Below are 12,725 nucleotides of genomic sequence, written 5' to 3' on the forward strand. Positions count from 1 at the left end.
TGTGGCATTTTTGCCATCGTGTCACCGCAATTGACAGCCATTTGGAACACGATGCGACATTGTCTGTCGGACGGGGATCGAATTGCCGAATCTGAGTGGAAATACCAAGCGCAATAGCTTGAGCTGGCATTCTGCGTGCTCTGATCTATTTAGCAAGGTGGCCAAGGTAGTAGCCGTTGGCCTCCTTGCTTTGGCTGTTTCCACGCCTGTTTTCGTCGGCACTCCTTCCCAGGCAGGGGGCGAAACCCGCAGCCTGAAGATCTATTACGTCCATACCGGCGAAAAGGCCGTCATCACCTACAAGCGCAACGGCAAGTTCGATCCGGACGGTCTGGAAAAGCTGAACCGTATCCTGCGCGACTGGCGTAAGAACCAGCCGACCAAGATGAATCCGCGCCTGTTCGACCTGATCTGGGAAGTCTACCGCGAAAGCGGTTCGCACGAATTCATCTACGTCGTCTGCGGATTCCGTTCGCCGGGCACCAACGAGATGCTGCGCACGCGATCGGCCCATACGGGCGTTGCCAAGAAGAGCCAGCATATGCTCGGCAACGCGATGGATTTCTATATTCCGGACGTCAAGCTCACCAAGCTGCGCGAGCTCGGCATGAAGCTCCAGGAGGGTGGCGTCGGCTACTATCCTACCTCGGGTTCGCCCTTCGTGCACATGGACGTCGGCGGCGTGCGCGCATGGCCGCGCATGGATCGCCAGGATCTCGTTCGCCTGTTCCCGGATGGCAAGACCATGCATATCCCTGCTGATGGTCGACCGTTGCCGGGCTATCAGGAGGCCGTTGCCGATTATAAGCGCCGCATGTCGTCCGATATCCAGATCGCCAGTTCCTCGTCGTCTCGCCGTGGTTTCTTCGCCCGTCTCTTTGGCGGTGGCGGTGCGGATGAGGCGGAGGACAATGCAGATGAGGGCGCGGCGCCGGTGGCTGTTGCTTCGGTTTCCGGAAAGAGCCAGCCGGCTCCGTCCGCGGCCGACGAGGGTGACGATAGCGCGGCCCCTGCGCCCGCCCAGGTTCAGGTTGCCAGCATAAACGCACCGGTTCCGCAGGTTCGCCCGGCCTTCGGCAATCAGCCTGCTGGCAGCGACGTTGCTTCCGCTCTCGTATCGTCGTCGTCGCATAACGCCGCTCAGGATGCGCTTGCGGCGGCCATGCCGACTGCGGACGATCAGTCGCAGCAATATGCCGATCTTCGTTCCTATCGCGTGCCCGTGCCGTCCTTGCTTGACCGCCGCGTCCCTGGCGATGCCGAGGCGGCCTCCGGCGACGCCGGTATGAGTGGCCAGGTCGCCGCCGTCCCTGTCCCGGCAGAGCGCCCCGAAGTTGCCGAAAGCCTGTTGGCCTCTGCGGATGCCGATCAGGAAGCGATCGACGATCAGGCAGATGCGGGTACGCTCTCTCCGTCCGTTATCGCAGCTCTTGAGCAGAGCCGCCCCGATCGGCCGGATCCGAGTGCTGCGGTCCCGGTGAGTGCGCCGCTTAACAATGTTGCATCCAAGGATCAGGTTGCCCCTGCGAATGGTATGGCTGCCGGCAATGATGCCATGCAGGCGATCGCGGCGGTTCTGCCGCAGCAGCGGCCGGCGCAACGCATGCCGATGCAGGTGGCCGCGCTGGCGCCGATCCAGAATGAGGTCAAGGCCAGCAGCCGTCGCTTCAATGACAGCTTCGAACCGGTGCCGCAGGAGCGCGCGATTGCCGTCGGTATCGCGGCCAAGGGAGGCCGTCCGAACAAGCAGGACGCAGCCGAAGCTGATGCCGGCCGGGCCACGGTGACGACTGAACCGAAGCTGACCGAGAAGATGATTTCCCAGTGGGCGATTGCCAAGGCCCGCGTCGAAATCATCAACCGCCCGGTCAAGGCGCCGCGTTTCGTGAGCCCGACCCTTCGCGCCCAGCCGACGGCTGTCTATACCGATGGCTTCAAGGTGCAGACGGCTTCCATCGATCCGGAACGCTTCAGCGGTTCGGCTGTGAACTTCCTTCAGGTGAAGAAGTTCAACTCGGTCGAGTAGGCGAAGGTCTCTCCGCTCAGCGATCTTGGAAGCCTGTTCGGCTTCCATTCCATCTCAAGCATGACATCAGATCGAGGACCGTCGATACGCAAGGCATCGGCTGGGCAATCCCGCGCCGACCTATCGATGAGATAGCTGCAGTCAACGCCGCTGTTGCCCGCGGGTGACAGTACGTCGATTTTCAGGTTCGTGTCAGAGTTTATTCATTCCCGCGTCATCCACTGCTCAGTTTCGCGTCATTCGGCGAGGTTAGGCCGACAGGCTGAAAAGGGCTGGATATTCACAATTGAACCGAAAGACGGCAATCATCGTCGGCAATGGCGAGCTTACTCGCGACCTGTCTGAGATTGTGGACAGTGCGCAATTTGCAATGCGCTTCAACGAGCCCAAGGCGTCTATCGGCATGAGCGGCTCGCGCACGGATATTCTCATGCTCGCGGCCTCGAGCAAGCCGATGCAGCGTCGACTGACCGATCCGAATTTTCTGGCAAGCGCCACATTCAAGGCCGCGAAAGAGGTCGTGCTTGCCTATCATCCCGAGATCATCCGCAAATATCACCCAAAGCCTAATTTCCTCTCGCGCCTGAAGGGCAGGCGCAGCGACTGGACGATGCGAACGATCGAATTGGTCGGCGCCGCCGGCAAGGAGATTCGGGTAATGCCACCCCAGTTCTACATCGACGGCTGCTCGGAGCTCGGCGTGCCGGAACGCAGGATGTGCGAGGTTTTCCCCAGCACCGGCTTCTTTGGCATCCGATATGTTCTTTCGCTGTTGCCCGCCCGCGAATGGGACGTGAAACTGTGCGGATTCAGCTGGGAGGGATGGAAACGCCATGCCTGGCTCAACGAACGCAGCTGGGTCGAAGACAGGATCGCAAGCGGCCGTGTGAGCCTGCTCGTCTAGCGGCGCCTTCACCATGCAAATGATTGAAAATAATAGTTTTCAGTTTGGCCTCAGGTTTGCCTAAGCCCGCGCTCATTCACGATTGCTACAGCCTCGTGACAGACGACACCGAGGTATCTCTTATGCAAACTCACGAATTCAGCCCGTCTTCGGCGATGCCGCTCGAAAGATCTCATGCGGGATTCGACTTCGATCACGTTTCCAATCCGGTTGGCGCCATCATGGATGAGCCGAACCAACCGGTCATCCGCGGCTTCATCATCCATCTTGATCGCGCTCGCGACCGCATGCCACAGGTCGAAAGCCTCGCGGCGAAGCTTCCGGTTCCGAGCGAAATCATAGAGGCGGTCGACGGTAGCGCCTTGACCGACGCCGAGATAGAGCGGGTATATCGTCGGCGACTGCACAAGCCGTATTATCCCTTTGCCCTGAGCATCGGCGAGATCGCATGCTTCCTGTCGCATCGGAAGGCATGGACTGCCATTGTCGAGCAGGGCATCGATGCCGGCCTGATCTTCGAAGACGATGTGGACATCGATGACTCCTTTCATGCCGCCTTTGCAGCCGCCAAGGCTTGTCTCAAGCCGCGTGCGTTCGTCCGCTTCCCTTTCCGGATGGGCAAGGAACATGGCAAGTGCATTCTGAGCCAGGGCCAGACCAGCGTCATCCAGCCCGATCGTATCGGTCTGGGCATGGTGGCGCAGCTTGTGAGCCGTGATGCGGCTATTCGTCTGCTCAGCGCTACCACCCATTTCGACCGGCCGGTTGATACGACCGTGCAGATGAGCTGGTTCACGCAGATATCGCCGCTTGCGGTTTTGCCTGGTGGTGTGCATGAGATATCCTCGCAGCTTGGCGGAAGCACTATCAAGAGCCGCAAGACGTTGATGGAGAGGCTTTCCAGGGAGGTGCTGCGGCCGCTATATCGTGCAAGAATTGCGCTGCGTTCGCGCCGCTCCATCTGAGAAGATCAACTTGGCCGTTCCAATCCTCGCTTATCATCAGATTGCGGTGCCGCCTTCGCGCAAGGCGCCGTTCAGAAGCATGGTCGTCCATCCGGAAGCTTTCCATCGCCAGATGGAATGGCTGAAAAGGCTTGGAATTCAGGGATTGTCGCTGCGTGAGGCGCTGCCTTACATTACGGGAGCGAAGGCCGGCAAGGTTGCCGCAATCACCTTCGATGACAGCTACCTGAACGTCTATGAGAATGCCCTGCCGGTGCTGCAGGAGTTCGGCTTCACTGCCACGAATTTCGTGGTCGTGAACCAGATCGGCGGCGGCAATACCTGGGACGCGCCGCTTGGCGTGGCGCCTGCCCCTTGCATGTCGATTGAGCAACTGCGCCGGTGGAGCAGTCTCGGGCACGAAGTAGGCTCGCACACGCTTGACCACGTCCATCTTCCGCAATTGCCGATGGAGGAGGCGCGTCGCCAGATTTCGCATTCGCGCGGTTTGCTTGAGGATCTGCTTGACGAGGGCGTCTCGTCCTTCTGCTTTCCCTATGGCGACGAGACGCCGCTTGATCGGGTGCTGACCTATGAGGCGGGCTATAATGCGGCGACCACGACGCGGCGAGGCAGGGCGCGTCCGAGCGACGATCCGTTCGGCCTGCCGCGGGTGACCGTTCGGCGCAACGACAGCTGGCTGCATTTCGTCAGGAAATGCGTGTTCGGATAGTTGGCAACGTCTATCATGTCCATTTGCCGTGTCTGGCTTTCGTCCCCGGAGCGGGCTGTCAAATCGCTCCGGGGATAATGGATCACGGCGTTATGGTGAAGCTGTAGCTGCCGTTGGTCTTGTGACCATCCGTCGACAGCGCGTGCCATTGCACGGTGTATTTGCCGGAGGAAAGCTTGTCGCTCACCGGCACCATCAGCGTCGCGTCGCCATCCATCAGCGTGGCAGCGCCGGTCTTGACGACCGTCTTGTCCGGGCCGGTCACGGTCACGCCGCTGAACTTCAGGTTCAAGCCTTCGCTGAAGGTGAGGTCGAGTTCCGAAGGTGCCTGCTTGACGGTGCTGTCAGCGGCGGGAACGGAGGACTTGAGATGGGCGTGCGCGAAAGCGTGGCCTGCGAGAGCGATGCTGGCCGTGGCCGCAATGAGGAGAAGCTTCTTCATCCGGTGCATGTCGGTCTTCCTTTTGCATTGAGGCGCCGCAGAGGGGCCGCGGCAGGTTCTGGCGGCGGCTGATGTCGCCTGGAATATCCCGTTCGGATTGCTGCCTAGGGGAATGTGCGGAGCGGCTTGCGGCCGCTCATTTCAGAAGGTTGCGGATTTTTTGCAGAGCGACGTCCTTGTCCTCTCCGTAGGCGATCAGGCCGCGCAGACTGCCGTCGGCATCGACGAGGAGGACCGAGGCGGTGTGATCCATCGTGTAGTCGCCATCGGGCGAAGGCACCTTTTTGGCATAGATGCGCCAGTCCTTGATGGCTTTCTGCATTTCCGTCGGGTCGCCGGTGACGCCGATGATGCGATCGGTGAAATTGCCGGTGTATTTGTGCATGACCTCCGGCGTGTCGCGCTGAGGATCCACGGAGAAGAAATAGGCTTTCAGCTTGTCGGCTTCCGGGCCGAGCGTCTTCAGCCAGCCGGCCATCTCGAACAGCGTGGTCGGGCAGACGTCCGGGCAATGGGTGTAGCCGAAGTAGATGAGCGATGGATGGCCCTTGAGCGCCTGTGCGGTAACGGGCTGGCCCCGGTCGTCGATGAGGTTGAAGGCGCCGCCGATATGGTCCTCAGCCGCCTTCGTCGGTGGCATCAGGCTCCACGTGAAGTAGGCGATCAAGCCGCAGACGCTCAGCAGGAAGACCGTCAGGATCGCGGGGACCGACCATTCCTTCGTGAACATCGCCTTTTCCTCTTTGGCGCGAAGAGAGGCGCGGCTGCCGCCACGCCGTTCATTCAGCTGCGTTGGCATGCTCGCCTCCGTTGTCCGCCTTGCTGGCGACCGCCGAACCCACAGGGAAATCGACATCGATGGAGCCGGCTTTTTCGAAGGTCAATCTCGCTCTGATCGTCTCGCCCTGTTTGAACGGATCGATGACATCCATGAACATGAGGTGATAGCTGCCGGGCTTCAGGTCGACGGTCTTGCCGGCGGGCAGCGGCAGACCGCCGGCAAGCTGGCGCATGACCATGACGTCTTTGTCCATCTTCATCTCATGGACCTCGACTTTGACAGCTCTCGACGAGCTGGCTGCGATCAGCCGGTCGTCGGTTCTGCCGGAATTGGTGATGCTCACGTAGCCGCCGCCGACCTCGGCGCCCGGCACCATGGCTCGCACATAGGCAGCGGCGATCTTGAGATTTCTAAGCGTTACCTCCGAGGCGAAAGCCAATCCGGGAGCGGCAAGGCAGAGGCTGGCGGCGACGAAATGGCTGGTAAATCGAGTCATGATCGGTTTCCTCCTGGGATTTGAATGCTGTCACGCGGCAGGCCCTGCCGCGCAGCCTTTCATGAGAAAAAGCGTTTCAGCGGCGGCACAAAGCGGATGACGGTCTGATCGGCCAGCAGCATGGCGACGACGGCGAGACCCGTCAGCGGAAAGGCGGCGCCGAAGGCGATCGCGATCAGCCACAATCCGATGTAGACGGACCTCTGGGGCGGCATGGGCGGTACGCCGAGACGACCGGCGGGCCGGCGTTTCCACCACATCACGACTGCGGTCACACAGCTGAGAACAATGGCAATGCAGGTCGCCAGCATGAGCAGCTGGTTGAAGAGGCCCCATTCCTGTCCCTGATGGACGTTGATGCCCCATTCGATTGCCTTGCCGAGCGCCGGATATTGATCGAAGGAAAGATCGACCAGCGGCTTGCCGGAATATTGGTCGATATGAACGGTACGTTCCTTCGAAAGATCTTTGGGGAAGATCGAGGCGGTGAAGACGCCGGTTTCGTCGGAGGGCAGGGCCATGCTGAAGCCGGGCGCTATGCCCAGTCCCCGGGCGATCTCCACAGCCTTGTCCAGCCCGATCGACTTTGACGCCGCTGCCACGCCGGAGAGCGGCACGGGGGCATTCTCGACAATCCAGCCGGGGCGGTTGACCACATCCTGCGTAACCTTCGTCGATTTTGGCACGTCGTCCCAGAGGGAAGCGGGATAGCCGAGATCGTTGGACGTCAGCCACGCATTGACATTGGCACCCCAGTAGCCCGACCAGGGCATGCCGCTGAAGGCGAGGAAGAAGATGACGATGCCGGCGATCGCGCCGGTGACGGCATGGAGATCGCGCCAGAAGACGCGGCGGGACGGCGTGCCGCGAACCGTGAGGACGCCGCCTGTCTGGCGACGCGGCCACCAGAGATAGATGCCCGTCACGACGAGGATCAGCGCGAAGCCACCGACGATTTCGATGATGCGGTTGGTCCATGTCCCGAAATATTCGAGGCTATGGATGCGTTTGACGACCCAGCTGAATTCCTCTTTCGAGCCGACCGAGCCGAGCACGTCGCCATTGTGCGGATTGACGTAGACGAGCGTCGATTGGCCGCCTTTCGATACGGTCACCACGGCGGATCGATCTCCCGCCGCAGCTTCGCGATAGGATGTCGCCGTGGCGTCCGGCATTGCGGCCAGCGCCGCATCGACGATCTTTTGCGGCGGCAGCATCGGGCCTGTATCGGCAACGATGTTGCGATGGGCATAGAAGGTGTCTGCGATCTGATCCTTGAAGAGATAGATGGACCCGGTGATCGCCAGGTTGAGCAGGAAGGGAATGACGAGCAGACCGGCGAAGAAATGCCAGCGCCAGATCGCTCGATAGAGCGAGATATGGTCCGATGTGGTTGGGGCGGGCTCGGCCGCGGTGAAGGCAGACATGAGGAACTCTCCGAAGATCCGGCGGCACGGAATGATCCCTTTCGAGAAGGATGCCTGTCTGCGGGAGCGGTGGCCTGCGCCGATGTCGCTTGCGGAGCGGACAATGAAGAGATCCGTCGTGTTTCGGGACATCTGCAAGGGGACATCTCACCCGCAGCCGGCACGAGCAGCTCTCGTGCGTGGTTCGGCCGCCGTTGACGACAAGCGTTACGGCATTGGCCGCAACGCAGGCTCAGGCAAGGGCTTGGAGAGCAGGGGGAGCGCGTGGGCCGCTATTCGGCGGATAGAGTTGCCGGCGGAACGCCTCGTTTCTGGGGACAACGACATCTTCTCTGACGAAGGCGAGATGTTCGCAGATATCGGTCGGCGGCGTGGGAAGCAGGGCGGCGGCGGAAATGCGGCATGCCTCGCATCCCGGCATATAGGCCTTGCTATGCTCCTTGCCGTCAGGCGTCTTTTCGGTGACGCAGAGGACGGGCAGGGTACCGTCAGGCAGGCGGTGTTGGGCAAGCTCGACGGGGCTCGGTTCCGCGGTGCTGGAAGCAGCCGGACGATGGGCGAAGCCGACGGACAGCAATGCGACGGCGCAAAGAATACGCACCAGCCATTGCGTTGTCCCAAAGCTTCGCTTCCGCACGGTTCTCCCCATCATTTTCCAAAGCACCTACGACATTCGCCGCCGCAGCTCAATGCGGCAATTTGGTATGGCTGCTGCAGTGCCCGTTTACATGCCGCGCGAAGGTCAGCTACAGATTGGTTGGAAAGTCTGAGCCGACTAACGGGCGGGGCTCTGCGTCGTGCATCGTTCTGCAGCCGGTTCGCCTTCTGGTGATTGTGCGAAAAGGAAATGGAATGCCCATCGAATCCTGGCGGGGTGGCGATGTCGACGTTGCCATTATCGGCGCAGGCGCCGCCGGCGTGGGAGCTGCCCGGCGGCTGCAATCGCTTCGCCCCGACCTTTCGGTCCTGCTGCTCGAAGCCTCCGATCGTGTCGGCGGTCGCGCGCGAACGATCCATCCCTTCGGCGCTGAAGGAGCAGGGCTCGATCTCGGCTGCGGCTGGCTGCACGGCGCGCGTACCAATCCCTGGACAAAGATTACCGAGGAGATCGGCCTGACGGTCGATCGCACGCCCGCACCCTGGAGCGACGGTAGCCGGCAGCTGGAAGGCAAGGAGCCAGGGGTGAAGGCAGCGGCAGAGGCCGTTGCCGAATTCTTCGAACGGGTCGATGCCTATAAAGGCGTTGCCGACGCGGATCTCTCGACCATGCTCGCGCCTGATGATCCGTGGATCGAGCGGCTTTATGCGGTCGGCGCGTTTATGACCGGGGCGGAACTGCCCAAGTCTTCGGTGATCGATCTCGGACGCTACGATCCCGGCCCCGGCCCCGATTGGCGCGTGCGGCAGGGCTACGGCACGCTTGTGGCCACCTATGGACTACCCGTGCCGACCATTTTCGGCGTAGAAGTCAGCCGTATCGACCACAGCGGCGGTGGCCATGTCGTGCTTTCGACGGGCAAGGGCGAGCTGAAGGCGAGGGCTGCTATCGTGGCCGTCTCCACCAATATCCTTGCCGCCGAGCGGATCGATTTCTGGCCGCCGCTTCCGGAGAAGATCGAAGCGGCCTCGCGCCTGCCTCTCGGATTGGCGGACAAGCTTTTCATCCATGTGTCCGAACCTGGCATGTTTCCGGAGGATACGCATGTCATGGGGTCGCGGGAGAGCCGGCGCACGGGTGCTTATCAGTTGAGGCCGTTCGGCGCGCCTGTCATCGAAGCCTATTTTGCCGCCGATCTCGCGCTTGATCTCGAACGAGAGGGCATGGAAGCCGCCTTCGCCTTCTCGGTGGAGCAGTTGAAGCGCGTTTTCGGCGCGGATGTCGGTGCCAAACTATCGCCTCTCGTCATGTCAGCCTGGGCGAGCGAACCCTTTGTCGGCGGTTCCTATTCCTATGCGACACCCGGTGCTTCGGATCTGCGCGGCGTTCTGGCCGCGCCCTGCAACGATCGTCTGTTCTTCGCAGGGGAGGCCTGCTCGCGGACGCGATATTCGACCGCGCACGGCGCCTATGAAAGTGGGGTTGTCGCGGCCGAAGCGGTCGCGAAAGCATTGTGATCCCCGCTTGATAGAAGGGGTAAGGTGCTTCGGAGCGAAAAATAACGATTCGTCTCGCAAATTTATGCGAAGCGCTCTTAAACTTGCGCGGCAACAGGCGTAAACGCAATCAAATACCACCCGATTTGGTTTAGGTTTTCTCTCGGGAGATGGGCGGCGAAAGTCGCGACAAATGAAGCATTGGAGGAGCCATGAGTAACGGCGACGCATTAACGTTCGACATTCAGAAAAATCCAAGCCCAGCAACGGCTAGCGAGCGGGAGACCCTGCTGCAGAATCCGGGCTTTGGGCGCATATTCACCGATCACATGGCGACGATCCGCTATTCGCAGGATCGCGGTTGGCACAGCGCCAAGATCGAGCCGCGCAAGGCGCTGGCTCTCGATCCCGCGACCGTGGTGCTTCACTATGCGCAGGAAATCTTCGAAGGCATGAAGGCCTACCATCTGCCCGATGGCGGAGCGGCACTTTTCCGCCCCAGCGCCAACGCGCGACGTTTCCACAATTCGGCCGAGCGGCTGGCCATGCCGACCTTGCCCGAGGATCTGTTCGTCGAATCCGTGCGTGAACTGGTCAAGATCGATCGTGACTGGATCCCGACCGCCGAGGGCGCGTCGCTCTATCTCCGGCCATTCATGATCGGCTCGGAGGCCGCGCTCGGCACAAGGCCCGCGACCGACTATCTCTATTGCGTCATTGCCTCCCCGGTCGCCTCTTATTTCAAGGGCGGCGCGTCGGCTGTCACGCTTTGGCTTTCCGAGAATTTCACCCGTGCGGCCCCCGGCGGCACCGGTGCTGCCAAGTGCGGCGGCAACTACGCCGCAAGCCTTTCCGCGCTCGCCGAAGGCCAGCGTGAAGGGTGCGAGCAGGTCGTCTTCCTCGATGCTGTCGAAAAGCGCTGGATCGAAGAGCTCGGCGGCATGAACATCTTCTTCGTCTTCGACGATGGTTCGCTGCAGACGCCGCCGCTGACCGGCACGATCCTGCCGGGCATCACGCGCGACTCGCTGATCAAGCTCAGTCGCGACATGGGCCTGACCGTTCGCGAGGAGCCTTATGCCATCGATCAATGGCAGGCGGATGCCGAGAGCGGGCGCCTGCGCGAAGCCTTTGCCTGCGGTACTGCAGCGGTGGTGACGCCGATCGGCAAGCTGAAGGGCCGCAGTCACGGCTTCACCATCGGCGACGGCAATGCCGGCCCTGTAACGCTGCGCCTGAAGGCGGCACTGACGGACATCCAGTTCGGTCGGGCGCCTGACAAGCATGAGTGGCTGGACCGGCTGTTCTGAGCTGCCGGAGTAGCCGCATGATCCGTGCCGAGCTCTGAGCAGGCCCTGGATCGATACTCGGCGGGAGAAGGAATTCCGCCGAGCCCTGACATGTGAGACCGCATAGTCACCCGAAACATCGGAGTCGCTACGGTGACCAACGAAAAGCGAACATCCCGGCGCCGAGCGAGGCGAGGGGAGCGGCTTTGTCGGTCTCGGCGTCATGGGCCAGCCGATGGCACTCAATCTTGCAGGGGCCGGGACGAGGCTCGCCGTGTGGAACCGCTCGCCGGCGGCGGCCGATCCGCTGCGGGCAGCAGGCGCGGCTGTGGTGGCAAGTGTCGAGCTCGGCAACGGCCGGCTCGATATGATGTCCGTGCTCGAGGCCCGCATCGCGGTGCTTGGCCGCTCCTAACAAACCGCCGCGCGATGCCTATGTTGGATTGAGACTCAAACGGGCATAGCTGAAAGGAAGATGGACATGTCTGCTCCTATGGACAGCAATCTTTTTCACAAACTCGGATTGAAGCATCCGCTGATCGTCGCGCCGATGGCGGGCGGTCCTTCGTCGCCGGAACTCGTCGCGGCCGCGTCCGCTGCGGGCGCGCTTGGGGCCATGGGAGGCGCTTATTACAACGCGGCAGCCATCGAGGCATTTGCCGCCCAGGTGCGCCAGCAAACCGACAAGCCGTTCGCCATCAACCTGTTCATTCCTCATTCAATACCCGAAGTCGGCGCGGATCAGGTCGAGCGAGCGGCAGCTGCGACGGCGCACTATCGCGCGGAGCTGGAGCTGCCTGCGCCGCAGCTTAGCGCCCCTTACGAAGAGGATTTCGACGCGCAGTTCGAAGCCGTGCTGCGGGTAAAGCCTGCATGTTTCAGCTTCGTCTTCGGATTGCTATCTGCCGATCATGTCCGGGAGGCAAGGAAGGCCGGGATTCCGCTGATTGGCACTGCGACGACGCTCGCGGAGGCGAGGGCGCTCGAAGACAGCGGCGTCGACGCGATCACGCTGCAGGGCTTCGAGGCCGGTGGACATCGGGGCATATTCGATGCGCATGCCCCGGACCCGGAAATCGGGCTTCGCGACCTTCTGGCACAAAACGTCGGAAAGATCCGCGTGCCGCTGATCGCAGCCGGCGGCATCATGACGGCGGGCGATATCCGCGTGGCCCTGCAGGCGGGGGCGCAAGCGGTGCAGATGGGCACTGCCTTCCTTACCTGCACGGAAGCCGGAACATCGGCGCCCTATCGCGCCAGACTTCTGGAAACATCGGAGCGCAGGACGCGGACGACACGCGCCTTTTCCGGTCGTTTTGCCCGCGGCCTTGAAAATCGCTTCATGAATGAAATGGAGACGAAGGCCGCAGCCATTCTCCCCTTTCCGGCGCAGAACAAGTTCACGCGGGATATTAGGGGCGCATCGACGGCGAAAGGATCGGCCGACTTCCTGTCCCTCTGGGCCGGAACCGGCAAGGGCGATCTTTGGCAGGGAAGCACTGCCGCGCTGATCGACCGTCTTTTTGCGCAGTGATGCCGTATTTCGCGATCTGTATGCCTAAAAAGCATTGGAGCCGGCAAGCCGGCTC

12 protein-coding genes and 1 pseudogene are annotated in these 12,725 nt (G+C 61.6%); 8 read left to right on the top strand and 5 right to left on the bottom strand.

Features of this window, described 5'->3' with window-relative positions:
- Positions 1-82: 82 nt before the first annotated feature.
- The 4 genes from FHT29_RS01390 (at position 83) to FHT29_RS01405 (ending at position 4,607) form a co-directional block, all read left to right on the top strand.
- Positions 83-2,026, top strand: a complete 1,944-nt coding sequence (locus FHT29_RS01390; RefSeq protein WP_047555341.1) for a DUF882 domain-containing protein — start codon at positions 83-85, stop codon at positions 2,024-2,026.
- Positions 2,027-2,312: 286 nt separating this feature from the next.
- Positions 2,313-2,930 carry a hypothetical protein gene (locus FHT29_RS01395; protein WP_052211981.1) on the top strand — a complete coding sequence of 206 codons (618 nt, stop codon included), beginning with the start codon at positions 2,313-2,315 and terminating at the stop codon, positions 2,928-2,930.
- Between the two features lie 221 nt (positions 2,931-3,151).
- A complete protein-coding gene (locus FHT29_RS01400; protein ID WP_246702984.1) occupies positions 3,152-3,895 on the top strand; it encodes a glycosyltransferase family 25 protein in 744 nt (247 codons plus the stop codon).
- 10 nt (positions 3,896-3,905) lie between these two features.
- Positions 3,906-4,607, top strand: coding sequence for a polysaccharide deacetylase family protein (locus FHT29_RS01405; protein ID WP_037196410.1), 702 nt, complete (start codon positions 3,906-3,908; stop codon positions 4,605-4,607).
- An 82-nt stretch (positions 4,608-4,689) separates the two neighbouring features.
- Here the strand turns inward: FHT29_RS01405 and copC are convergent, their stop codons facing one another.
- The 5 genes from copC to FHT29_RS01430 form a co-directional block, all read right to left on the bottom strand.
- Complete coding sequence (gene copC, locus FHT29_RS01410) at positions 4,690-5,058, bottom strand: copper homeostasis periplasmic binding protein CopC (RefSeq protein ID WP_037196411.1); 369 nt, start codon at positions 5,056-5,058, stop codon at positions 4,690-4,692.
- Positions 5,059-5,185: 127 nt separating this feature from the next.
- The gene (locus FHT29_RS01415) at positions 5,186-5,779 is read right to left on the bottom strand and encodes an SCO family protein (RefSeq protein WP_037196590.1); all 594 of its coding nucleotides are present in this window, start codon (positions 5,777-5,779) and stop codon (positions 5,186-5,188) included.
- Positions 5,780-5,828: 49 nt separating this feature from the next.
- Positions 5,829-6,326: a copper chaperone PCu(A)C gene (locus FHT29_RS01420; RefSeq protein WP_168599029.1), complete on the bottom strand. Its 498-nt coding sequence runs from the start codon at positions 6,324-6,326 to the stop codon at positions 5,829-5,831.
- A 59-nt stretch (positions 6,327-6,385) separates the two neighbouring features.
- Complete coding sequence (locus FHT29_RS01425) at positions 6,386-7,753, bottom strand: PepSY domain-containing protein (RefSeq protein ID WP_037196592.1); 1,368 nt, start codon at positions 7,751-7,753, stop codon at positions 6,386-6,388.
- A gap of 232 nt (positions 7,754-7,985) precedes the next feature.
- A complete protein-coding gene (locus FHT29_RS01430; RefSeq protein WP_168599284.1) occupies positions 7,986-8,402 on the bottom strand; it encodes a hypothetical protein in 417 nt (138 codons plus the stop codon).
- A gap of 203 nt (positions 8,403-8,605) precedes the next feature.
- On the opposite strand from FHT29_RS01430, the gene FHT29_RS01435 reads away from it, so the two are divergent.
- From FHT29_RS01435 to FHT29_RS01450, 4 genes and pseudogenes are all read left to right on the top strand, one after another.
- Positions 8,606-9,868 (top strand): NAD(P)/FAD-dependent oxidoreductase, encoded by a 1,263-nt coding sequence (locus tag FHT29_RS01435; RefSeq protein WP_047555345.1) that lies wholly within the window; start codon positions 8,606-8,608, stop codon positions 9,866-9,868.
- Between the two features lie 191 nt (positions 9,869-10,059).
- Entirely contained in the window at positions 10,060-11,157 is a 1,098-nt protein-coding gene (locus FHT29_RS01440) for a branched-chain amino acid aminotransferase (protein WP_047555346.1), read from the top strand.
- A gap of 193 nt (positions 11,158-11,350) precedes the next feature.
- A pseudogene (locus FHT29_RS35035) lies at positions 11,351-11,551 on the top strand (NAD(P)-binding domain-containing protein); the annotation flags it as partial.
- Positions 11,552-11,617: 66 nt separating this feature from the next.
- On the top strand, positions 11,618-12,670 hold the full coding sequence (locus FHT29_RS01450; protein WP_052211994.1) for a nitronate monooxygenase: 1,053 nt from the start codon (positions 11,618-11,620) through the stop codon (positions 12,668-12,670).
- Positions 12,671-12,725 lie beyond the last annotated feature (55 nt).

Origin of the sequence: Rhizobium sp. SG741, from assembly GCF_012275435.1 — a bacterium.
GTDB lineage: Bacteria > Pseudomonadota > Alphaproteobacteria > Rhizobiales > Rhizobiaceae > Rhizobium > Rhizobium lusitanum.